19 protein-coding genes are annotated in these 21,601 nt (G+C 72.1%); 12 read left to right on the top strand and 7 right to left on the bottom strand.

Annotated elements, in window-relative coordinates; all coding sequences use genetic code 11:
• Positions 1-205 precede the first annotated feature (205 nt).
• Positions 206-1,750 (bottom strand): cache domain-containing protein, encoded by a 1,545-nt coding sequence (locus tag Pta02_RS31205; RefSeq protein WP_203878560.1) that lies wholly within the window; start codon positions 1,748-1,750, stop codon positions 206-208.
• Positions 1,751-1,905: 155 nt separating this feature from the next.
• Between Pta02_RS31205 and Pta02_RS31200 the strand changes: the two genes are divergently transcribed.
• The 5 genes from Pta02_RS31200 to Pta02_RS31180 all read left to right on the top strand — a co-directional run bounded on the left by Pta02_RS31200 (position 1,906) and on the right by Pta02_RS31180 (position 6,396).
• On the top strand, positions 1,906-2,640 hold the full coding sequence (locus Pta02_RS31200; protein WP_203878559.1) for an NUDIX hydrolase: 735 nt from the start codon (positions 1,906-1,908) through the stop codon (positions 2,638-2,640).
• Positions 2,637-3,800, top strand: a complete 1,164-nt coding sequence (locus Pta02_RS31195; protein WP_203878558.1) for a lipopolysaccharide kinase InaA family protein — start codon at positions 2,637-2,639, stop codon at positions 3,798-3,800. Before Pta02_RS31200 ends, Pta02_RS31195 begins: the two co-directional genes overlap by 4 nt.
• 42 nt (positions 3,801-3,842) lie before the next feature.
• Complete coding sequence (locus Pta02_RS31190) at positions 3,843-4,802, top strand: hypothetical protein (RefSeq protein ID WP_203878557.1); 960 nt, start codon at positions 3,843-3,845, stop codon at positions 4,800-4,802.
• The gene (locus Pta02_RS31185) at positions 4,799-6,085 is read left to right on the top strand and encodes an adenylosuccinate synthetase (RefSeq protein ID WP_239131359.1); all 1,287 of its coding nucleotides are present in this window, start codon (positions 4,799-4,801) and stop codon (positions 6,083-6,085) included. The genes Pta02_RS31190 and Pta02_RS31185 overlap by 4 nt, the downstream gene beginning before the upstream one ends.
• An 86-nt stretch (positions 6,086-6,171) precedes the next feature.
• The gene (locus Pta02_RS31180) at positions 6,172-6,396 is read left to right on the top strand and encodes a hypothetical protein (protein ID WP_203878556.1); all 225 of its coding nucleotides are present in this window, start codon (positions 6,172-6,174) and stop codon (positions 6,394-6,396) included.
• Between the two features lie 34 nt (positions 6,397-6,430).
• Here the strand turns inward: Pta02_RS31180 and Pta02_RS31175 are convergent, their stop codons facing one another.
• The 4 genes from Pta02_RS31175 to pdhA all read right to left on the bottom strand — a co-directional run bounded on the left by Pta02_RS31175 (position 6,431) and on the right by pdhA (position 10,390).
• Positions 6,431-6,724 carry a Dabb family protein gene (locus tag Pta02_RS31175; RefSeq protein ID WP_203878555.1) on the bottom strand — a complete coding sequence of 98 codons (294 nt, stop codon included), beginning with the start codon at positions 6,722-6,724 and terminating at the stop codon, positions 6,431-6,433.
• A gap of 90 nt (positions 6,725-6,814) precedes the next feature.
• Positions 6,815-8,281 (bottom strand): dihydrolipoamide acetyltransferase family protein, encoded by a 1,467-nt coding sequence (locus Pta02_RS31170; protein ID WP_203878554.1) that lies wholly within the window; start codon positions 8,279-8,281, stop codon positions 6,815-6,817.
• Positions 8,282-8,291: 10 nt separating this feature from the next.
• Positions 8,292-9,275: an alpha-ketoacid dehydrogenase subunit beta gene (locus Pta02_RS31165; protein WP_203878553.1), complete on the bottom strand. Its 984-nt coding sequence runs from the start codon at positions 9,273-9,275 to the stop codon at positions 8,292-8,294.
• Positions 9,272-10,390, bottom strand: a complete 1,119-nt coding sequence (gene pdhA / locus Pta02_RS31160; RefSeq protein WP_203878552.1) for a pyruvate dehydrogenase (acetyl-transferring) E1 component subunit alpha — start codon at positions 10,388-10,390, stop codon at positions 9,272-9,274. Before pdhA ends, Pta02_RS31165 begins: the two co-directional genes overlap by 4 nt.
• Positions 10,391-10,724: 334 nt before the next feature.
• On the opposite strand from pdhA, the gene purS reads away from it, so the two are divergent.
• From purS to purL, 4 genes are all read left to right on the top strand, one after another.
• Complete coding sequence (gene purS / locus Pta02_RS31155; protein WP_203878551.1) at positions 10,725-10,970, top strand: phosphoribosylformylglycinamidine synthase subunit PurS; 246 nt, start codon at positions 10,725-10,727, stop codon at positions 10,968-10,970.
• Positions 10,971-11,217: 247 nt separating this feature from the next.
• On the top strand, positions 11,218-11,607 hold the full coding sequence (locus Pta02_RS31150; protein WP_203878550.1) for an ATP-binding protein: 390 nt from the start codon (positions 11,218-11,220) through the stop codon (positions 11,605-11,607).
• Positions 11,608-11,836: 229 nt separating this feature from the next.
• Positions 11,837-12,520 carry a phosphoribosylformylglycinamidine synthase subunit PurQ gene (gene purQ / locus Pta02_RS31145; RefSeq protein ID WP_203878549.1) on the top strand — a complete coding sequence of 228 codons (684 nt, stop codon included), beginning with the start codon at positions 11,837-11,839 and terminating at the stop codon, positions 12,518-12,520.
• Entirely contained in the window at positions 12,517-14,784 is a 2,268-nt protein-coding gene (gene purL, locus Pta02_RS31140; RefSeq protein WP_203878548.1) for a phosphoribosylformylglycinamidine synthase subunit PurL, read from the top strand. The genes purQ and purL overlap by 4 nt, the downstream gene beginning before the upstream one ends.
• Positions 14,785-15,001: 217 nt before the next feature.
• Here purL and Pta02_RS31135 read toward each other — a convergent pair whose 3' ends face one another.
• Positions 15,002-15,973 (bottom strand): collagen-like domain-containing protein, encoded by a 972-nt coding sequence (locus tag Pta02_RS31135; RefSeq protein WP_203878547.1) that lies wholly within the window; start codon positions 15,971-15,973, stop codon positions 15,002-15,004.
• A 420-nt stretch (positions 15,974-16,393) separates the two neighbouring features.
• Here Pta02_RS31135 and Pta02_RS31130 point away from each other — a divergent pair, with 420 nt between their 5' ends.
• The 3 genes from Pta02_RS31130 (at position 16,394) to Pta02_RS31120 (ending at position 20,915) form a co-directional block, all read left to right on the top strand.
• A complete protein-coding gene (locus Pta02_RS31130; RefSeq protein WP_203878546.1) occupies positions 16,394-18,445 on the top strand; it encodes an adenylate/guanylate cyclase domain-containing protein in 2,052 nt (683 codons plus the stop codon).
• 138 nt (positions 18,446-18,583) lie between these two features.
• Positions 18,584-19,252, top strand: a complete 669-nt coding sequence (locus Pta02_RS31125; protein ID WP_203878545.1) for a Crp/Fnr family transcriptional regulator — start codon at positions 18,584-18,586, stop codon at positions 19,250-19,252.
• Positions 19,253-19,382: 130 nt separating this feature from the next.
• Positions 19,383-20,915 (top strand): MFS transporter, encoded by a 1,533-nt coding sequence (locus Pta02_RS31120; RefSeq protein WP_203878544.1) that lies wholly within the window; start codon positions 19,383-19,385, stop codon positions 20,913-20,915.
• Here Pta02_RS31120 and Pta02_RS31115 read toward each other — a convergent pair.
• The gene (locus tag Pta02_RS31115; RefSeq protein WP_239131364.1) at positions 20,872-21,534 is read right to left on the bottom strand and encodes a TetR/AcrR family transcriptional regulator; all 663 of its coding nucleotides are present in this window, start codon (positions 21,532-21,534) and stop codon (positions 20,872-20,874) included. The genes Pta02_RS31120 and Pta02_RS31115 overlap by 44 nt on opposite strands.
• Positions 21,535-21,601: the final 67 nt, after the last annotated feature.

Here is a 21,601-nt window from a genome sequence, read left to right as displayed (position 1 = left end):
CACCTGCTCCCGCGGCAGGTAGGCGATGAGAGGGCGGTCCCGTGTGCCACACGGGGCCGCCCTCTCTCCATTCCCCTCCTCCACGGTCCCGCCGGGCCGGGAGAACGGGCCGGGAGAACCCTGTGAGATCCCCGGCGGCCGGTGCCGGTACGGCCCGCGCGGTGGACGACCCGGGCTTCGGCCTCGGGCCGGGCGGCGGGTGTCGTCAGTGCCGCATCTCGGCCAGGAGCCGGGAGAACTCCGACTGCAGGCGGCCCGCCTCGGCGGCGAGGTCCGCCGACAGGCTCTCGATCCGGGCGGCCACCCGGCCGGTCGCCTCGGCCGAGTGCCGCACGCTCACGTTCTGCGCGTCCCCGTTCTCACCCGCGATCGCCGCGGCGACCTCCCCGGTGCTGGTGCCGAGGCTGCGCACGGCGTGGGCCATGCGGTCGATGACCTGCGCGGCGCCCTGGGAGGTGTGCTGGATCGCCTCGATCTCGCGCGCGATCTCGTCGGTGGCCTGCGAGCTCTGCTGCGCCAGCTCCTTGACCTCGTTGGCCACCACGGCGAAGCCCTTGCCGATGTCGCCCGCCCTGGCCGCCTCGATGGTGGCGTTGAGCGCCAGCAGGTTGGTCTGGGCCGCGACCCGCCGGATCACCTCCACCACGCCGCCGATGGTCTCGGCCGCCGCGGTGAGGCCGTTGACCGTGCCGCCGGCGCTGGCCGTCTCGGTGGCCGCCTGCGCCGCCGTCGCGCTCGACTGCTCGGCCAGGTGGGAGATCTCGCGCACGGTCTCGGTCAGCCCGCCGGTGGTGGTGCCCAGTTCCGCCGCGCCGTCCCGCATGGCCAGGACCGCCTCGTCGAGGCGGGCGACGACCGTCGAGACCGTCGCCTCCAGCCGGGTGGCGAGCGTCTCGACGGAGCGGCGGCGCTCCTCCTCCGCCCGTGCCCGCAGTTCCCCGTGCTCGCGCTCCAGAACCTGCTTGCCGGCGAGGTCGTCGCGCAGCACGCCGAGGGCGGCGGCCATCCGGCCGATCTCGTCACGCGAGGCCGGCGGCAGCGTCACGTCGGAGTCGCCGTCGGCGAGCTTGCGGGTCGCGGCGGTCAGGGCCCGTACCGGCCGGGAGATGCCCAGTCCGACCAGGACGAGCACGACGAGCACGGCGCCCACGACCGCGCCGGTCTGAAGGACGGTGCTCCGCTCCTTGTCCAGGACGGTCGCCTGCATGTCGTCGACGTAGATGCCGGTGCCGATGACCCATCCCCACGGCTGGAAGCCCGCGACGTACGACAGCTTGGCGACGGGCTCCTCCTTGCCGGGCTTGGGCCACTGGTACTCGACGAAGCCCGCGCCCTGGGCCCGCACCACCTTGACGAACTCGACGAACAGCAGCTTGCCGTCGGGGTCGGCGTTGCCCGACAGGTCCTTGCCGTCCAGCTCGGGCTTGATCGGGTGCATGACCATCACGGGGCCCATGTCGTTGATCCAGAAGTAGTCGCCCCCGCCGTAACGCATCGCCTTCACCGCGGTCAGCGCGGCCGCCTTCGCCTGCTCCTCGGTGAGGACGCCCTTCGCGGCCTGCTCGTGGTAGCTCTCCACGACCGAGCGCGCCGACTCCACCAGGCTCTGGACCTTCGCCTTGCGTGCGGCGAGCTCGGTCGGCTCGATGTCCGCGAACCTGCTCACCCCCACGGCGAGGACTCCGATGACGGCGACCATGGCGAGCACGGCCAGCTTCGCCAGGATGGGGGTGTTCCGAAGATTGATCACGCTCTGACCTTCCGACCTGTTACGACACACCACCGGTCGGCGGGTGGGCGATCGACATGAGTGATTTGCGTTACACATCGCCACCGAAACTGCGGATTGACAGGGCCTCAAGTCCTTCTCATACTGAGATTGTCTCAGTTTGAGAAGGACAGGCGATGAGTGAGAGTGAATACCTGGCCGGCTACGATCCGCGGGCCTATCCGGCGGTCGCCGTGACGGTCGACGTCGTGGCGCTCACGATCATCGGGGGCGTGCTGCACGTTCTCCTGGTCGAGCGGGGCGAACCGCCCTACGCGGGGCGGTGGGCGCTGCCGGGCGGGTTCATCCGGCCGGGCGAGGACCTGGACCAGGCCGCGCTGCGGGAGCTGTCGGAGGAGACCGGGATGACCGACCGGGTCCACATCGAGCAGCTGGCCAGCTACGGCGCGCCGGACCGGGACCCCCGGATGCGGATCGTCTCGGTGTCCTATCTGGCCTTCGCCCCGGACCTGCCCGACCCCCGGGCGGGCTCCGACGCCGCCGACGCCGCGTGGTACGGCATCGACAACCTGCCGAAGCTCGCCTTCGACCACGAGCGCATCCTGGGCCACGCCCTGGAGCGGGCGCGGGCCAAGCTGGAGTACACCCCGCTGGCCACCGCGTTCGTGGGCGAGACCTTCACGATCTCCGAGCTGCGCCGGGTCTACGAGAGCGTGTGGGGGGTCCCGCTGCACGCGGGCAACTTCCACCGGAAGATCCTCTCGGTTCCGGGGTTCGTCGAGGGCACCGGCGAGACCACCGAGAGCGGCGGCGCCCGGGGCGGGCCCCGGGCCAAGCTCTACCGCGCCGGAGACGCCCGGCTCCTCCACCCCGCTCTGCTGCGACCGGAGCGGGAGGAGGAGATCCGGTGAACGCCGCGACCGGGCCGGGACGGGACCCGGCCGACACCGGGCGGGCGGCGAGGCGGGCGACGACGACGACGGACGAGGCGATCGCCCTGGTCAACGCGGCCGGGGCCCCGCACGACCTGTTCGGCGGCGACGCGCCGGGCACCGTCTACCGCCGGCTCGCCCGGCTCCTCCACCCCGACCTGGCCCCCGGCGCGGAGGCCACCGCGGCCTTCGTCAGGCTGGCCGGGCTGTGGGCCGCCCGTTCCGCCCCCATCCGTCCCACCTCCACCCGTTCCGCCCCCGGGCCGGGCGGGGCCGCCGCCTCGGACCGCGCCTCCTCCGCCCGCCACGGGAGCGCGGGCGGAGAGCGGGGCGGCGGGCCCGGCGGGGAACGGGACGGCGAGACGGTGATCACCACCAGGCGGGGGACCTACCGTCTCGGCGGGGTCCTGCGACGCGGGGCCACGGCCGTGCTCTACCGGACCGACGGCGACACCCTCGTCAAGCTGCCCCGCAGCCCGGCCGACAACGACCTGATGCGGCGCGAGGCCGAGACGCTCCGGACCGTCGAGCGCGAGGGCGACCCGCTGCTCCTGCCGTACGTGCCGCGGCTGGTGGAGTCCTTCCGGCACCGCTCGGACGGGACGGAGCGGCAGGCCAACGTGATCAGCCGGGCGCCGGACGGTTTCCTGACGCTGACCGAGATCTCCCGCCGCCGCCCGCGGCTGGACCCCCGGGACGCGGCGTGGATCTGGCGGCGGCTGCTGGTCGCGATCGGCACCGCCCACCGGGCCGGGATCGTGCACGGCGCCGTCTTCGGCCACCACGTGCTGGTCCACCCGATCGAGCACGGGCTGATCCTCGTCGACTGGAGCCTGTCGGTCCCGGTCGGCAGCCCGCTGACCGCCCTGGTCTCCCGGCACCGCGACGACTACCCGCCCGGCGCGCTCGCCGGGGAGCCGGCCACCGCGGCCCTCGACATCCGCCTGGCCACCCGCTGCGTCGCCGCGCTCATGGGCGGGCCGGACGGTGACACGCACCATCTGCCCGCACCGATGCGCGCCTTCGTACGGGGGAGTCTGCTGAGTCCCCCGCACGACGCCTGGCGCCTGCTCGCCGAACTCGACGAGCTCCTCGACGACCTCTACGGCCCGCGGAAGTACCGGCCGCTCCACCTCTAGCACGCCCCTCCAGCACGACCTTTTCGGAAAACAGGAGTCCCCATGGGAAGCGGAATCTGGTCCACCGACGTCTACTCCGCCGCCGAGCGCCTGCGCGCCGACAGCGGCGCCAGCGCCTTCGCCTACAGCGACAGGGGCGCCCGCACCGTGCACGAGGACCTCGACCCCCACGGCGTGCGGGTCCGCGAGAGCCGCGACTCCGACGAACATCCCCAGTCGCTGGCCGTGGCCGTGCTCTTCGACGTGACCGGCTCGATGGGCGGGGTGCCCCGCGCGCTGCAGACCAAGCTGCCGGACCTGCTCGGCCTGCTGCTGCGCAAGGGGTACGCCGTCGACCCCCAGATCATGTTCGGCGCGATCGGCGACGCCACGTGCGACCGGGCGCCGTTGCAGGTCGGGCAGTTCGAGTCCGACAACCGCATGGACGAGCAGCTGGGCAACATCCTGCTGGAGGGCGGGGGCGGCGGTCAGATGACCGAGTCCTACGAGCTGGCGATGTACTTCATGGCCCGGCACACCTCGATCGACTGCTTCGAGAAGCGGGGGCGCCGCGGCTATCTGTTCATCATCGGGGACGAGCTGCCCTACCGGAAGGTGAAGCGGCGCGAGGTCCGCGACGTGATCGGCGACCGGCTGGAACGGGACATCCCGATCGCCGAGATGGTCGGTGAGCTGACCCGGATGTACGACGTCTACTACATCCTGCCCGCCGGGGCGAGCTACGCGGGCAACCGCGACGTGCTCGACGCCTGGCGCGCGCTGCTCGGGCAGAACGTGCTGGAGCTGGACGACCTGGACGCGGTCTCCGAGACCATCGCGCTCACCGTCGGTCTCGGCGAGGACGCCATCGACCTCGCCGAGGGGCTCGACGACCTGGAGGAACTCGGCTCGGCCGCCGGCGCCTCGGTGTCCAAGGCGCTGGCCCGGCTGGATCGCGGAACCCTGGTGGTGAGCGACGGTCTCGGCCTCGACCACGGCGCGAGCGGGGTGACACGGCTGTGAAGGACCACATGATCGTCGTCGATCTCGGGTACGGCGACGCGGGCAAGGGCGGGGTCGTCGACTGGCTCTGCGCGCAGGGCGACGTCGCCGCCGTGGTCAGGTTCAACGGGGGCGCCCAGGCCGGCCACAACGTGGTGCTGCCCGACGGGCGCCACCACACCTTCTCCCAGTTCGGGTCCGGGACCCTGCGCGGCGTCCCGACCCACCTGTCCCGGTACGTGGTGGTCGACCCCCTGGCGCTGACCGCCGAGGCCGAGCACCTGCGCCGGCTCGGCGTCTCGCGCCCCTACGACATGATCACCGTCGACCGGGAGGCCCTGCTCGCCACGCCGTACCACGTCGAGGCCGGCCGGGCCCGCGAGCTGGCGCGCGGCGAGGACCGGCACGGGTCCTGCGGGATGGGCGTCGGCGAGACGATGGCCTACGCGCTGGAGAACCCGTTCGTGGCGCCCAAGGTCGGCGACTGCGAGCGGCCGGGGCTGCTCGCCCAGAAGCTGAACCTGCTGCGCGAGCGGCTGGGGGCCGGCGGACCCCCGGTCGCCGACTGCGTGGCCGCCTACCGGGCGTTCGCCGGGCGGGTGGCCCTGGTCGACTCCTCTCACATGACCCAGCTGCTGCGCCGCAGGCCCGTCGTCTTCGAGGGCGCCCAGGGGGTGCTGCTCGACGAGTGGCACGGCTTCCACCCCCACACGACCTGGAGCACGACGACCTTCGACAACGCGCTCGCGCTGCTGGAGGGGGTGCACGCCGTACGGCTCGGCGTGCTGCGCACCTACACGCCGCGGCACGGGCCGGGACCGCTGGTCACCGAGGACCCCGGCCTGGCCCTGCCCGAGCCGCACAACGGCGACGGCCGCTGGCAGGGGCCGTTCAGGACCGGGCACTTCGACGCCGTGGCCCACCGCTACGCGCTGGCGGTCGCCGGCGGGGTGGACGCCCTGGCCCTGACCCACCTGGACGCGCCGGTGTCGCGGATGTGCGACTCCTACGGCATCGGGGAGCTGCCGGTGGGCCGCAGGGGCGACCTGGCGGGCCAGGCCGCGCTCACCGCCCGGCTGGGCGAGGCGCGCCCGCACTACGTCGACGGGGTCACCGACTGGCCGGCGGCGGTGTCCGAGGCGCTGGGCGTGCGCGTCTGGCTCGGCTCCTCCGGCCCGACGGCCAGGGCCAAGTCGCTGTTCCCCTCCGCCCCGCCGCGCAGGAAGGACCTGCGCGCCATGGCGCACGCGGGGACGCCGAGGGAGCCGGCCGGCTATCGGCCCCGCCCGCTGCGCTGGGCCTGAGACCGCGATTTTGCGCACGCCGGGGCGGGTATGACCGACCCCGAACGTGTTGTTTACCTGGCCGCTAAGTGTGCCCGGAGGTCCGGATGGGTGTCGGGGTCAGCATCTTCTTTCTCACGCTCGGTGCCATCCTCCGGTTCGCCATCGAGCCCGACGTCCTGGGCAAGGACGTGCACATCGACGTCATCGGCCTGATCTTCATGATCGTCGGCGGGGTGGGGGTGGTGCTGAGCATCCTGCTCGCCCCGCGGCGCGGCAGCACCTCCGACAACCGCCTGATGCACCGGGAGAACAACCCGCCGGAGTTCTGACCGCGGTCGGGCGGTGCGGAGCCCCGGCCGGCGTTCAGTAGGAGTACTGCGCGGCCGAGCGGGAGGCCAGGATCGGCTTGACGTACTGGGCGATCACCGCCTGGTGGGCCGGGTGGTCGCGGTAGACGAGATAGTCGTCGGCGCTGTCGAAGTCCGCGACCAGGGCGAACTCGTAGTTGCCCGGGTTCACCCCGGCGTCGGTGCCGAGGGTGTAGGAGCGGATCTCGGGGATGATCCCGGGGAGCCTGCCGAGCTCGGTCGCCACCGCGGCCCTCTGCTCGTCGGTGGCGTCATCGGCCCAGGTGAACAGCACGACGTGGCGGAACATGGTCGTCCTTTCGGTTCGGATGCCCCGCCAGCGTACGGCCGGCGGGCGGGACGGCCCGCGCCGCCCCGCCCCGTGGGATCCGCGGCCGGCTCAGCCCCAGGCGAGCATGCGCAGCGGGTCCTCCAGCATGTCGCCGACATCGCGCAGGAACCGCGAGCCGAGTTCGCCGTCCACGATCCGGTGGTCGAAGGAGAGCGCCAGCGTGCACACCTTGCGCGGCACGATCTGCCCGTCCACCACCCACGGCAGGTCCCTGATCTGGCCGAAGGCCAGGATCGCGGACTCGCCCGGGTTGAGGATCGGGGTCCCCGCGTCCACCCCGAACACGCCCACGTTGGTGATCGTGAACGTGCCCCCCGCCATGTCGGCGGGCTGGGTGCGGCCCGCCCTCGCGGTCTCGGTCAGCGCGCCGAGCGCCGCCGCGAGCTCCGGCAGCGACAGGGCGTGGGCGTCCTTGACGTTGGGGACGATCAGGCCGCGCGGGGTGGCGGCGGCGATGCCCAGGTTCACGTAGTGCTTGACCACGATCTCCTGCGCCGCCTCGTCCCATGCCGAATTGATCATCGGGTGGCGGCGGGCCGCGACGAGCACCGCCTTGGCGAGCAGCAGCAGCGGCGAGACCTTGACCTCGGCGAAGTCGGGCAGGGCGCGCAGCCGCGCCACCGCCTCCACTGTCGCGGTCACGTCGACCTGGAGGAACTCGGTCACGTGCGGGGCGGTGAACGCCGAGGAGACCATGGCCTGGGCGGTCGCCCTGCGCACCCCCTTGATCGGGATCCGCTCCTCGCCCCCGGCCGGTACGGCGCGCGCCGCCGGGCGGGCGGGCTCGCTCTCCCATCCGGGTGCGGCGTTCGCGGCCGAGTGCACGTCCTCTCGGGTGATCGAGCCCTGCGGCCCTGTCCCGGAGAGGGTGGCGAGGTCCACTCCGAGGTCCTTGGCGAGCTTGCGCACCGGCGGCTTGGCCAGTACGGCGGCGCGGCCCGTACCGGGGCCGTTCATCCCGGAGACCGCCGGGGCGGCGCCGGCGGGCGCGTTCCCCGCAGGAGCCGGGACCGGGGCCGGCGCGACCGGCGCCGCGGCGGCCGGGGTCGCGGAGACGCCGGAGGGCGGGGACGCCGGGGGCTGCTTGCGCGGGCGGCGCTTGGCCGCGCCCATCTTGACGCCGTAGCCGACCAGCACGGGCTGGCGCTCCTCCTTGGGAGCGGCCGGGACCATGTCGTCGGCCAGGGCCTCGTCCCGCCCCGCGCGCTCGGCCGTACCGCCCTCCCCGCCGGACAGCGCCTCCCCGGCCGCCGCGCCGCCGGACCCGGCCGCCGGGCCCGACCCGTCGTCGACCGCGATGATCGGCCTGCCCACGTCGACGGTCTGCCCCTCCTCGGCCATCAGCGCCGAGACCACGCCCTCGAACGGGCAGGGCAGCTCGACCACGGCCTTGGCGGTCTCGATCTCCACGATGGTCTGGTTGACCTTGACCGGGTCGCCGACCTTCACGTGCCAGCGGACGATCTCCGCCTCGGTCAGGCCCTCTCCCACATCGGGGAGCTTGAACTCCTTCATCAGCTCCCTCTCAGAACGCGAACGAGCGGTCGACGGCGTCGAGCACCCGGTCCAGGTCGGGCAGATAGTGCTCCTCCAGCCGGGAGGGCGGGTACGGCGTGGACGGCCCGCCGACGCGCAGCACCGGAGCCTCCAGGCTGTAGAAGCACTCCTCGGTGATCCGGGCGGCGAGCTCGGCGCCGTAGCCGCTGAAGACGGGCGCCTCGTGCACCACCACGCACCGCCCGGTGCGCCGTACGGACTCCGCGACCGCGGGCATGTCCAGCGGGTTGAGCGAGCGCAGGTCCACGACCTCCACCGAGCGCCCGTCCTCCTCGGCGGCCGCCGCGGCCTCCAGGCAGGTCTTCACCATCGGGCCGTAGGCGAGCAGGGTGATGTCGGCGCCGGAGCGGGCGACACGGGCCTGGTCGAAGGCCGGCCAGTCGCCCTCGCCGGGGGAGGTGTCGACCTCGGCCTTGTCCCAGTAGCGCCGCTTGGGCTCGAAGAACACGACCGGGTCGTCGCACCGGATCGCCTGCTGGATCATCGTGTAGGCGTCCGCCGGGTTGGAGCAGGCCACCACCCGCAGGCCCGCGGTGTGGGTGAAGTACGCCTCGGGGGACTCGCTGTGGTGCTCCACGGCCCCGATGCCGCCGCCGCAGGGGATGCGCACGACCACCGGGAGCCTGATCGCGCCCAGCGAGCGCAGCGGCATCTTGGCGAGCTGGGTGATGATCTGGTCGGCGGCCGGGAAGACGAAGCCGTCGAACTGGATCTCGCAGACCGGGCGGTAGCCGCGCAGCGCCAGGCCGATGGCGGTGCCGATGATGCCCGACTCGGCCAGCGGGGTGTCGATCACCCGGTCCTCGCCGAAGTCCTTCTGCAGCCCGTCGGTGACCCGGAACACGCCGCCGAGCTTGCCCACGTCCTCGCCCATGACGAGGACCTTGGGGTCGTCCTCCATGGCCTTGCGCATGCCCTCGTTGAGGGCCTTGGCCAGGGTGAGCGTCGTCATCGGCTGCTCTCCTCGCTCTCGAACCCGGCGAGGTAGGCGGCGAACCGTGCTCTCTCCTCGTCCATCAACCGGTGCGGCTCCGTGTAGACGTGATCGAAGATCTCCAGCGGCTCGGGATCGGGCATCTCCAGGCAGCGCCTGCGCACGTCGCGGCCGAGCTCGTCGGCCTCGGCGTCGATCTTGTCGAAGAACGCCTGGTCGGCCAGCTGGTTCTTGAACAGGTAGGCCCGGACCCGCTCGATCGGGTCCTTGAGCTTCCAGGCCTCCAGCTCGTCCTGCACCCGGTAGCGGGTCGGGTCGTCGGAGGTGGTGTGGGCGCCCATGCGGTAGGTGAAGGCCTCGATGAGCGTGGGCCCCTGGCCCTCGCGGGCGTTCTTCAGCGCCTGGCGGGTGACGGCCAGGCAGGCGAACACGTCGTTGCCGTCCACCCGGATGCCGGGGAAGCCGAACCCGCTGGCCCGGCGGTAGAGGGGGATCCGCGACTGCTTCTCCAGCGGCTCGGAGATGGCCCACTGGTTGTTCTGGCAGAAGAACACCACGGGCGCGTTGAAGACCGACGCCCAGATGAACGACTCGTTGACGTCGCCCTGGGAGGTGGCGCCGTCACCGAAGTAGACGATCGTGGCGGCCCCGTCCTCGCCGACGGCCCCGTCGCGCTGGATGCCCATGGCGTACCCGACGGCGTGCAGCGTCTGGCTGCCGATCACGATCGTGTACAGGTGGAAGTTGTGCTCGGCGGGGTTCCAGCCGCCGTGGTTGACGCCGCGGAACAGGCCGAGCAGGTTCAGCGGATCGACGCCGCGGCACCAGGCCACGCCGTGCTCGCGGTAGGTCGGGAAGGCCATGTCCGCTTCGGTGAGCGCCCGGCCGGAACCGATCTGCGCGGCCTCCTGGCCGAGCAGGGAGGCCCAGATTCCCAGCTCGCCCTGGCGTTGCAGGGCGACGGCCTCCAGGTCGACCCGGCGGATCATGACGAGGTCGCGGTAGAGGCCGCGGACCTCCTCGGGTGTCAGGTCGATGTCGTAGTCGGGATGCTCGACCCGCTCTCCCTCGGGGGTGAGCAACTGGACGAGCTCGGGGGGTGCTTGCGCACCACGAGAGGCGTCGGCTGTCACGTGCCGCTCCTGTGTGCTCGGGGCCGCCTCGGCAGGATCGCTGCCGCCGACCGGCCGGTTAGCGACGCATCGGATCCGTCTGGTAGGGGTTCGTCAGCGCTTGTGGACATCGTGGCAGAGGTCACATACCTGTGCGCAAGACCTGCTCCGGCGTCCATGCCTTCCCCGTTCCCCCGTCGCCCGGCTTTCATCCCCCCGCCCACCCCCTGCCAAGATCTTCGCATTCCCGGAGAATCCCGCCTTCCGGGCGCCAGCCCGGCCCCGGCGACGACCGCCCGTCCGGGACCGTTACGCTTGAGGCGCCCGACCGTCCCGTGACACCTGGAGGAACACCGTGGCGCGCGTCATCGTCGACGTCATGCTGAAGCCCGAGATTCTCGACGCGCAGGGCCAGGCCATCGCCCGCGCGCTCCCCCGGCTCGGCTTCTCCGGTGTCTCCGCGGTGCGGCAGGGCAAGCGGTTCGAGGTGGAACTCGAGGGCCCGGCGGACGAGGCCGCGCTTTCGGATGTCCGAAAGATGGCGGAGACCCTTTTGGCGAATACGGTGATCGAAGATTTCACCGTCACCGTCGAGGCGTGAACGCCTGCCTCCATCGAGGCACAAACAGCCACATATGTAACACACCATTCCGGCCCGGCCACAGGAATTGGTCTAGAGAGCCTGCTGAACGCCACGCCTTGACCAACGGCGGATAACATCACAGTTATTTTGCGGTTAGGCCGGATTCGGGGCGGGAAACCTTCACAAGGTGACGTCTGGCCCCGGGAGGAATCCGGTGGATATCGAGTTCTCGTTGGCTCTGCCAAGAGAGGCCATCGGCATTCCGATGGTCCGTAGAGTACTCGGTGACTCCCTTCGCTCCCTCCACGTCACGGAGAACTGCGTCTCCGACATCCTGCTCGCGGTCAGCGAGGCGTGCGGCAACGCCGTGCGCCACGGCGGCCCCGCCAACCGCTACCACGTCGAGGCGGCCATCGGCCTCGGCCGCTGCGACGTCCGGGTCATCGACAAAGGGCGCGGCCAGGTCCGGATCCCCGAGCAGTACCCCTCCTCCGACATCGAGAACGGCCGGGGGATCCTCATCATGCAGGCCGTGGTCGACGAGATCTCCTTCGAGATCTCCCCGGGCCGGGGGACGACCGTCCACCTGCGCAAGCGGCTCGACGTCGACGAGGAGGCCGTGACCGCGCGCCCCCGCGAGCTCGCCTCGGTCTGATCACCGCTTCGCGGACGCCTCCCGATCCCTTCCGGCGCCCCCGGCCACAGGGTGGCGTTCGTAGGATCCTCCAAAGATCACGAGGTCCGGGCGGGGGCGGCCTGTGCGATCAGACGGATCCCGGTATGACCCTTCGGCGCGGAGCGGATAGCCTAAACGCACCGCCGCAGACCGACGTCCGCTGTGTGAGACGTCGGCGCGGCGCTCGTTTGTGGAGGGGAACGCTGCCATGAGTGCTGCCCGCGTGGGCGTCGTCACTTTTCCCGGAACTCTTGACGATCAGGACGCGGCCCGCGCCGTGCGGCACGCGGGCGGCGAGGCCGTCCCGCTGTGGCACGCCGACCGCGACCTCAAGGGCGTCGACGCCGTCTTCCTGCCCGGCGGGTTCTCCTACGGGGACTACCTGCGGTGCGGGGCGATCTCCCGCTTCGCCCCGCTGATGGAGGAACTGATCCCCGCCGCCCGGGCCGGGCTGCCCGTCCTGGGCACCTGCAACGGCTTCCAGATCCTCTGCGAGGCCCACCTGCTGCCCGGCGCGCTGATGCGCAACGCCGGCCTGCACTACATCTGCCGCGACCAGGGCATCCGGGTGGAGAGCACCGCCACCCCGTGGACCTCGGACTTCACCGAGGGCCGGGAGATCGTGCTCCCGATCAAGCACGGCGAGGGCCGCTACGTCGCCGACGAGGCGACCCTCGCGGCCCTGGAGGCGAACGGCCAGGTCGTCTTCCGCTACGTCGGGGGCAACCCCAACGGCTCCCTCAACGACATCGCCGGCGTCCGCAACGAGGCCGGCAACGTCGTCGGCCTGATGCCCCACCCCGAGCACGCCGTCGAGGACCTGACCGGCGCCCCGAGCACCGACGGCCGCGGGTTCTTCACCTCGATCCTGAAGAAGCTGGTGAACGCGTGACTCAGCCCTCTGCCCTCGACAGCGTCAAGCGCGCCGCCGACACCCCCGACGAGCGTCAGCCGTACGCCGAGCTGGGCATGAAGCGCGAGGAGTACGACCGGGTCCGCGACATCCTCGGCCGCCGCCCGACGAGCTCCGAGCTGGCCATCTACAGCGTCATGTGGAGCGAGCACTGCTCCTACAAGTCCTCCAAGGTGCACCTGCGCCAGTTCGGCACCAAGGCGCCGCAGTCCGAGGCGCTGCTCGTCGGCATGGGCGAGAACGCCGGCGTGGTGGACATCGGCGACGGCTGGGCCGCCACCTTCAAGATCGAGTCGCACAACCACCCCTCCTACGTCGAGCCGCACCAGGGCGCGGCCACCGGCGTCGGCGGCATCGTGCGCGACATCATGTCGATGGGCGCCCGGCCGATCGCGGTCATGGACGCCCTGCGCTTCGGCGGCGCCGACCAGTCCGACACGCGGCGGGTGCTGCCCGGCGTGGTCGAGGGCATCAGCCACTACGGCAACTGCCTGGGCCTGCCCAACATCGGCGGCGAGGTCGTCTTCGACCCCTGCTACATCGGCAACCCGCTGGTCAACGCGCTGTGCGTGGGCCTGCTGCGCAAGGACCAGATCAAGCTGGCCACCGCGCCCGGCCCCGGCAACAAGGTCGTGCTGTTCGGCGCGCTGACCGGCCCCGACGGCATCGGCGGCGCCTCCGTGCTGGCCAGCGCCACCTTCGAGGACGAGTCGCAGGCCAAGCGGCCCAGCGTCCAGGTCGGCGACCCGTTCATGGAGAAGCTGCTGATCGAGTGCTGCCTGGAGCTGTACCAGGCCGACGTGGTCGTCGGCATCCAGGACCTCGGCGCGGCCGGCGTCTCCTGCGCCACCACGGAGCTGGCGGCCAAGGGCACCGGCGGCATGGACGTCCAGCTGGACCTGGTCCCGCTGCGCGACCCGTCGCTGCGGCCCGAAGAGATCCTGATGAGCGAGTCGCAGGAACGCATGATGGCGGTCGTCACCCCCGACGACATCGATGCCTTCATGGCGATCTGCGCCAAGTGGGACATCCCCGCGACCGTGATCGGCGAGGTCACCGACTCCGGCCGCCTGGTCATGACCTGGCACGGCGAGACCATCGTGGACATCCCGCCGGGCACCGCGGCCGACGAGGGCCCGGTGTACGAGCGCCCGTTCCACGAGCCGGACGGCCAGGCCGCGCTCAACGCCGCCACGCCCGCGGACCTGCCCCGGCCCGAGGACCTGCGCGCGACGCTGCTGCAGCTGCTCGGCTCGCCGAACCTGGCCTCCAAGGAGTGGGTCACCTCCCAGTACGACCGCTACGTCCGGGGCAACACCGTGCTGGCCCAGCCCGCCGACGCCGGCGTCCTGCGGATCAGCGAGGCCATGCCCGGCGCCGAGGAGACCACCCGCGGCATCGCGCTGGCCACCGACGGCAACGGCCGCTACGCCCGCCTCGACCCCTACGCCGGGGCGCAGCTCGCCCTGGCCGAGGCCTACCGGAACGTGGCCGTGACCGGCGCCACCCCGCTGGCGGTGACCAACTGCCTGAACTTCGGCTCCCCCGAGGACCCGGAGGTCATGTGGCAGTTCGCCGAGGCCGTGCGCGGCCTGGCCGACGCCTGCAAGACCCTCGGCGTCCCGGTGACCGGCGGCAACGTGTCGTTCTACAACCAGACCGGCTCCGCCGCGATCCACCCGACCCCGGTCGTGGGCGTGCTGGGCGTGATCGACGACGTGGCCGGGCGGGTGCGCAGCGGCTTCACCGGCGAGGGCGACAAGGTCGTCCTGCTGGGCGAGACCCGCGAGGAGTTCGGCGGCTCGGAGTGGGCGCACGTCGCCCACGGCCACCTCGGCGGCCTGCCGCCGGAGGTCGACCTGGAGGCCGAGCGCGCCCTGGCGCGCGTGCTCGTCGAGGCCGCCGCGCGCGGCCTGCTGACCGGCTCCCACGACCTGTCCGACGGCGGTCTGGCCATCGCCCTGGCGGAGGCCTGCCTGGCTCAGGGCGTCGGCTGCTCGGTGGCCCTGACGGGCGAGGACGCCTTCACCGACCTGTTCAGCGAGTCGGCGGCCCGCGCCCTGGTGACCGTGCGTCCGGAGTCCTTCGACGCCCTCGCCGAGCTCTGCGCGACCCACGAGGTGCCGTGCTACGGCCTGGGCACCACCGGGGGCACCGCGCTGACGGTCGAGGGGGTCCTGGAGATCCCGCTCCCCGAGCTGCGCGAGGTCCACACCGGCGCCCTGCCGGCCATCTTCGGCTGACGGCTTCAACGGACGAAGCTGAAGGCTTCAACGGACGAAGGGGTACGGCTCGCGTGAGCCGTACCCCTTCGCCGTGCGAGGGCCCTGCCGCCGAGGCGTCCGAGCAGACGGCGGGCCCTGCATCCCGGGTGGGACCCTCCGGCAGCCATCCGGAGGGCCCTATCTCAGGAGGTCTCGGGATCTCAGGAGGTCCCGGGCCGGGAATCCCGCACCGGGATCAGGAGAAGGACATGCAGACCGCGTAGGCGGTGCCCTTGCTGGTCACGCCGGACACGGTCCAGCCGGTCGGCGTGCCGCCGGAGGGCGCGCTCCTGGTGATCTCGCCCAGGGTGCCGGTGATGCTGTAGCCGCCGCCCGTGGCGATCTGGCCCTGGCCACAGCTCGCGGTCACGCTGCCGCCCGTGATGCCGAAGTTGAACGAGGCGGTGGCGACGGTGACGTCGGGGCTGGAGGAGCCGCCCTGGCCCTTCAGGAACTCCCAGAACTGCTGCAGCGTCTTGTTGCCGTTGCCGGGCTGGGCCTTCCAGACCTCGTAGGCGCTCTTGCCGTCGGGGCCCGCCGGACCCTGCGGGCCCTGCGGGCCGGTGTTGCCCTGCGAGCCGTTGTTGCCCTTCGGCCCTTGCTCGCCCTTCGGGCCCTGCTCGCCCTTCGGCCCCTGAGCCCCGTCCTTGCCGTCCTTGCCCGGGGCACCGTCCTTGCCGGGGGCGCCGTTCTCGCCGGGCTTGCCCTGCGGGCCCTGCTCACCCTGCGGCCCCTGCTTGCCCTGCGGGCCGGTCTCGCCGTCCTTGCCCGGGGCGCCGGTGTCGCCCTTGGGACCCTGCGGGCCGGTGTCGCCCTTCGGGCCCTGGATGCCCTGCTTGCCCTGCGGGCCGCGGAACCCCTGCGGGCCCTGGGGGCCGGCAGGACCGACCGGGCCCTGCTTGCCCTGCGGGCCCTGCTCACCCTGCGGACCGGCGGTGGCCACGCCCTGCTGACCCTGGGAGCCCCACGTCACGCGGACCTCCGTCGTGCGGCACTTGGCCGTCGCGTTGACGATCCGGGTGTAACGCGTCTTCTTGTGGACGCAGGCGTGCACCTCCTCCCCGGCGGTCGCGGCGACTGCGCTGCCGCCCACCGAGAGCATGGTTCCGGCCAGCACTCCGACGGCCACGACACTGATCGTGCGCACGCCCGGGACGTTGAAAGCCACGGGGCTTCCTTTCTGCGACACCAGGGGACTGGTGTGATCTGAGGGTCGGATGTTTCACGTTTCAACCGTTCCAAGAGTTGTCACGGAGAACATCACGCTTTGGCTGCGAAGCCGTGAACACCAGGTCACTCAAGATCAGCCAACAGGGTGCGGTCCACGTGAACCGCACCCTGTCGATCAGCACCCCGCCGATCAGCACCCGCCGATCAGCATCGTGTCGCTCAGCACCCCGTCGTTCTACGAGGTCCCGGACCGGCTCACCGGAGCCGCGGGCCGATCGGGAAGCGCCGGCCGGTGGAAACGCCGTTGGCGACATCCGCGAGGTACCGGAATAATCAAACCGTTCGGGGGAGCCCTGTCCGATGGACGGGGACGGACGCTACAGGGGGTCGAGAACCCCCGCTGAATACGGAGGCCACTGTGCCGACGAACGACCCGACGGCCACCGCGGACACAGGCGGCGCCGGGCGCGAGCCGTACCTTCCCCCGGCCACGCAGCCGGTCCGCGCGGTGGTCTGGACGCTCCACCTGGCCCTGCCGCTGCTGGGACTGTGGCTGCTGCTGGCCAACCCGCACATCAACGTCGAGTGGCATCACAACCCCAGCCACTTCTGGCTGATCATCCTCGTGGCGGGGATCAACGTGGTCCTGGGCGCCATGATCGGCCAGGCCTCGGCCCGGCGGTCGGACGCCAGGCTTCTCCTCGTCTCTCTCGTCTTCCTGAGCAGCGCCGGGTTCTTCTTCATGCACGGCCTGGCCACCCCTCAGATCATCCTTCCGAACGGCAGCTACGGGTTCGACCTGTCCCAGCCGGTCGGCCTGTTCATCGCCTCGGGGTTCGCCCTCGCCTCGGCGCTGCCGCTGAACGAGCGCGCCGCCTCCGCCGTACTGCGCAATCAGGCCTGGCTGCGCGGCGGGCTCGCGCTGGTGCTGGTCGTGTGGGGAGTGCTCTCACTCGTCCCCGGCCTCACCCCGCTCAGCTCCAAGCCGCCGGCGCTGGGCGCCGGTCTCGGCGGGGCCGAACTGATCGGGCTGGTGCTGTACGGCGTCGCCGCGGTGATGCTGTTCCGGATCCACCGCAGGCGCCCGGCGGCGATGCTGATCAGCATGATCACCGCCTACGCCCTGCTGGCCGAGGCGATGCTCGCCGGGATGTACCACCGCAACTGGCACCTGTCGTGGTGGCTGTGGCACCTGCTGCTCACCTTCGCCTTCGTCTTCGTCGCCTACGGCGCCCACATCCAGTCGCGCCGGGAGGGCTCCACCGCCGGGCTGTTCGACTCGATCGCCCTGGCCGCGACCGTCCGGCGGATCCGGGCGGACTACGAGCGGGCCCTGGAGGAGCTCGTCGGCCACCTGCGGCGCAGCGCGGACAGCCGGGTCCCGGTCGCGACCCGGCTGGCGGGCAAGTTCGGGCTCACCGAGGCGCAGGCCGCCGTGCTCGACCGGGCGGGCGAGGCCCTGGCCAACGAGCGGGAGCTGTCGGAACGGCTGGGCGCGCTGGTGGAGCTGGGCAACCGGGCCCGGGTGGGGCTGCCCGAGAACGAGCTGCTCGTGCAGTCGCTGGAACGGGCGCGGCAGGCGTACGGGGACGTGCGCATCGCACTGGTCTCCGACGGGACGGTCTCCATGGGCTCGGCCGAGTACCGCGAGGGCGACTTCCCCGCGAGCGGGCCGGTCCGGTCCGGCGACGCGGTCGTGCACCCGCTGACCGTCAAGGGACGGCTCGCCGGGGCCCTGCGGGTGCCCGTCGGCCGGACCCCCCAGGACGACGCCCTGGCGGCCACTCTGGCCGGCCAGATGTCCATCGCCCTGGAGAACGCCCGGCTCTACCAGGAGCTGGAGACCCTCTTCCGGCAGTACATGTCCCCCGACGTGGCCAAGTCCCTGCTGGCCGACCCCAGGACGGCCGAGCTGGGCGGCGAGCTGGTCGAGCTCACCGCGCTGTTCGCCGACCTGAAGGGGTTCACGAGCTTCTCCGAGCGGGTGGCGCCCGCGGAGATCGTGGAGATGCTGAACCGCTATCACTCGGCGGCGGTGCCGATCATCCTCGGCAACGGCGGCACGATCGTGCAGTTCGTCGGCGACGCGCTGCTGGCGCTGTTCAACGCCCCGGCGCGCCAGGCCGACCACGCCGCGGCCGCGGCCCGCGCGGCCCTGGCCATGCAGGAGGCCGCCGAGAAGATCGTCGCCACGAGCCCCGGCTATCCGCGTTTCAGGATCGGCATCAACACCGGCCCCGCCGTGGTCGGCAACATCGGCAGCCCCCAGCTGCGCGGGTTCAACGCGATGGGCGACTGCGTGAACGTGGCCGCCCGGCTGGAGGGGATCGCCGAGCCCGGCACCGTCGTGATCGGCCAGACCACCCTCGACCTGATCGGCCCCCGGGCCCAGGCCCGCTCACTGGGCGATCTGAGCCTGAAGGGCAAGGAGAACCCCGTGCACGCCTACGTGCTCTCCGCATTGATGTGAGACCGGGGGAATTCATGGCCGTTCACACGGTGGATACGGATCGGGTGATCCGAACGGGAGAATGCGTTTTTCACCCGGGGGCCGTACCGACATAATCGACAGGGCAACCGCACGGCGCCGCACCGCCAGGAGGTTCCCGTGAGCCCTTCATCCGAGCCGGGCGAGTTCCTCGCGCTACTCACCCCCGACGAGGCCGCCGCGCTGCGCGCCGCGGGGCGGATGCGCCGCTGGGATCGGGGGGCGACCCTGATGACCGAGGGCGACGTGTCCGACTGGGTGCTCATACTGACCTCCGGCCGGGTCAAGGCGTCCTCGCACACGGCGAACGGCACCGAGGTGGTCCTCGCCGTGCGCGGGCCCGGCGCGTTGCTCGGCGAGTTCTCGGTCATCGACGGCCTGCCCCGCTCGGCCACGGTCACCGCGCTGGAGCCGGTGGAGGGCGTCGTCCTGCGCGACTTCACCGCCTTCTTGCAGGAGCACGGCCGGGTGGCGGTGCTCCTGCTGCAGATGGTGACCGGCCGGGTCCGCGACGCCGACCGCAAGCGGATCGAGTACGGCGCGTTCGACACCACCGGCCGGGTGGCGACCCGGCTGGTGGAACTGGCCGAGCGGTACGGCAGGCCCGCCAACGGCGGGATCCGGGTGGAGCTGCCGCTCTCCCAGGACGAGCTGGCCGGATGGACCGGGGCCTCGCGCGAGGCGGTCAGCAAGGCCCTGCGCTCCCTCAGGGACCGGGGCCTGATCGAGACCGGCCGCCGCCGAGTGGTCGTCCACGACCTGGAGGGACTGCGCAAGCGCGCCAGGTGACCGCGCCCCGGGCGACGTGCGACGGCGTCCGGGACCGCGGGCCCGTGGCACATCGGGTACGGCGTGCCGGATCATCGTCCGGCGCCACCCCGGACAAAACGGGCGTACGCCGTACGTCACACTGGGAGTCATGGTCGCGATTCCCCAGGACCTCCCCGGCTCCCCGGAGTACGCCTCCAAGCTGCGCTACGCGTGGCGGGTCTGCTCGGTCACCAGCCTCGGCCTGGTGCTGATCGGCGTCTCCGGGAGCACGCTCAACGTGGCCCTGCCGGAGGTGGTCAGGCACTTCAGGGCGGACGCCTTCGCCTCCGGGTGGATCCTGCTCGCCTTCCTGCTGGTCAACACGGCCACCCTGGTGTTCTTCGGCCGGGTGGCCGACCTGCTGGGCCGCCGGGAGGTCTACCTCGCCGGCTTCGCCCTGTTCACCGTCGCCTCGCTCCTGGCCGGCCTGTCGCCGAACGTCTGGTTCCTGATCGCGATGCGCGCGGTGCAGGCGATCGGCGCGGCGATGATCCTCGCCAACGGGACCGTGATCATCACCGACGCCTTCCCGCCCGACCGGCTCAGCCAGGGCATGGGCGTCTACATCGGCACGCTCTCGGTCGCCCAGCTCGCGGGCCCCACGCTGGGCGGCCTGGTCGCCGAGGCGGCCGGGTGGCAGTGGATCTTCTGGGTGAACGTGCCCGCCGGCCTGATCGCCCTCGTCTGGGGGGCGTTCACGCTGCGGAAGGTCGAGCGCGGCGGCGCCCGCGAGCCGGTGGACGCCCTGGGGAACCTGATCGTCTTCGCCGCCCTGTCGGCCGCGCTCATCGCGCTCTCCGAGGCGGGCTCGCGGGGGCCGGGCAGCCCGGTGGTGATCGTGGGGGCGGCGGTCGCGCTGGTCCTGATCCCGCTGCTGGTCGTCGTGGAGCGCCGCGCCTCGAACCCGGTGCTCAACGTGCGCCTGTTCGGCGAGCGCATGCTGGCCTTCGCCAACCTGGCCTCGTTCTGCAACGCGCTGGCCCGCGCGTCGCTGATCCTCCTGGCCGCCCTGTACTTCCAGGCCGCCAGGGGCGTCGACGCCGTCACCGCCGCGCTGGGCGTGCTGCCGGTCCCGGTGGGCATGGCGCTGGCCTCCCCCGTCGCGGGCGCCGTCGGCCGCCGGATCTCCCCCTACGTCCTGTCCGTGGGCGGCGCGCTGCTGAGCACGTCGGGACTGGCGGTGCTGATGCTGAACACCGCCCCGGCGACGCCGTACTGGGTCGTCGGAGTGGGCCTGTTCCTGTGCGGCTGCGGCAGCGGCACGTTCCTGACCGGCAACACCACCCAGGTGATGAAGGCGCTGCCCGCCGGGAGCCTGGGCGTGGTGAACGGCTTCAGGCTCATGGTGATGAACGTCGGCATCGTGCTCAGCGTCGCCCTGACCCTGAGCGTGCTCACCGGCACGGTCAGCCCCGGGCTGCGCTCACAGGTCTACGCGGGCACGCTCTCACGCATCTCCCCGGTCGCCGTGGAGCAGCTCATGGAGGGATTCCGCAGGACGTACGGCGTGCTGTTCGCCGTCGCCCTGGCCGGCGCCGTCCTGGCCGCCCTGGCCCGCCCCCGCAGGACCCCGCCGGCCCCCGCGGCGCAAGACGCGCCTACCGGTGCGGACGGGCGGCCATCGCCTCGATCCCGCCGATGAGCAGGTCGACGCCGAAGGTGTCGTAGAGACCGGCGTCGGCTCCCTCGGCCAGGGGGACGGCCATCTCCACGATGTGCGGGTAGACGTCGGGCGGCAGCGACTGCAGGGTCAGGCGCTTGACGCGCAGGCGCTCGGCGGCCTCCCCCTCCGACAGGCCGGGGCAGCGCCGCCTCATCGGCCCGCCGGCCAGGGCGATCGCTCCCTGCAGCAGGTACCGGGAGATCAGGCAGCTCTCCTCGTAATCGAAGCCGGCCCGCTTGGCCAGGCCGAGGGCGGTGTCCCACACCCGCAGGAAGCTCGGCACGGCCATCTGGTCCACCTCGTCCACCACCTGTACGGCGCACGGGTGGCGGCGCAGCACCCGGACCAGGCCGGTGACGAGCTCGTGCAGCTGCTCCCGCCACGGGGCGGAGAAGTCCTCCTCGATCACGAAGCCCTGGATCAGGTGGTCGGCCATGCCGACGACGAGCTGCTCCTTGTTCTTGAAGTGCCAGTACAGCGCCATCGGCGTGACGCCCAGCTCCTGGGCGAGGCGCCGGATGGTCACCCCCCCGAGCCCCTCGGCGTCACCGATCTCCAGCGCCTGCCCGACGACCGCCTCACGGGTCAGTTTTCCCATCACGCTTGACAACTATACGCCGTACACGTTCCACTATCCACCGTACATATACGCCGTACATGTACTG

Source organism: Paraplanobispora takensis, assembly GCF_016863195.1.
In the GTDB taxonomy this organism is placed as follows: Bacteria; Actinomycetota; Actinomycetes; order Streptosporangiales; family Streptosporangiaceae; genus Planobispora; species Planobispora takensis.
This window is presented reverse-complemented; position numbering and strand designations above follow the sequence as displayed.

What these genes read in the sequence shown, in the direction of transcription:
- Pta02_RS31170 (WP_203878554.1), bottom strand. Translation starts at nt 8,281, where the DNA reads ATGAAGGAGTTCAAGCTCCCCGATGTGGGAGAGGGCCTGACCGAGGCG.
- purQ (WP_203878549.1), top strand. Translation starts at nt 11,837, where the DNA reads ATGAGTGCTGCCCGCGTGGGCGTCGTCACTTTTCCCGGAACTCTTGAC.
- Pta02_RS31150 (WP_203878550.1), top strand. Translation starts at nt 11,218, where the DNA reads ATGGTCCGTAGAGTACTCGGTGACTCCCTTCGCTCCCTCCACGTCACG.
- Pta02_RS31200 (WP_203878559.1), top strand. Translation starts at nt 1,906, where the DNA reads ATGAGTGAGAGTGAATACCTGGCCGGCTACGATCCGCGGGCCTATCCG.
- Pta02_RS31175 (WP_203878555.1), bottom strand. Translation starts at nt 6,724, where the DNA reads ATGTTCCGCCACGTCGTGCTGTTCACCTGGGCCGATGACGCCACCGAC.
- Pta02_RS31115 (WP_239131364.1), bottom strand. Translation starts at nt 21,534, where the DNA reads ATGGGAAAACTGACCCGTGAGGCGGTCGTCGGGCAGGCGCTGGAGATC.
- Pta02_RS31190 (WP_203878557.1), top strand. Translation starts at nt 3,843, where the DNA reads ATGGGAAGCGGAATCTGGTCCACCGACGTCTACTCCGCCGCCGAGCGC.
- Pta02_RS31180 (WP_203878556.1), top strand. Translation starts at nt 6,172, where the DNA reads ATGGGTGTCGGGGTCAGCATCTTCTTTCTCACGCTCGGTGCCATCCTC.
- Pta02_RS31120 (WP_203878544.1), top strand. Translation starts at nt 19,383, where the DNA reads ATGGTCGCGATTCCCCAGGACCTCCCCGGCTCCCCGGAGTACGCCTCC.
- Pta02_RS31165 (WP_203878553.1), bottom strand. Translation starts at nt 9,275, where the DNA reads ATGACGACGCTCACCCTGGCCAAGGCCCTCAACGAGGGCATGCGCAAG.